We start from the raw sequence: 212 nt of genomic DNA on the forward strand, positions 1-212 counted from the left end.
GGTGGCTCGGGACGGAATCGAACCGCCGACACGAGGATTTTCAGTCCTCTGCTCTACCGACTGAGCTACCGAGCCTTGCATGGTTTGCACCAACCCAATCGGAATATGCGGGATCGATGTACGGTTGTGAAACTTAAATGGCGGAGCTGACGGGATTCGAACCCGCGGTCTCCTGCGTGACAGGCAGGCATGTTAGGCCTCTACACCACAGC

General features: G+C 57.1%; 1 tRNA gene. It reads right to left on the bottom strand.

Annotated elements, in window-relative coordinates:
• Nucleotides 1–2: 2 nt before the first annotated feature.
• A tRNA-Phe gene (locus KVT34_RS31620) sits at nucleotides 3–75 on the bottom strand.
• Nucleotides 76–212 lie beyond the last annotated feature (137 nt).

The sequence above is a fragment of the Paenibacillus sp. GbtcB18 genome (assembly GCF_019091125.1).
GTDB classification, from domain to species: Bacteria; Bacillota; Bacilli; order Paenibacillales; family NBRC-103111; genus Paenibacillus_F; species Paenibacillus_F chitinolyticus.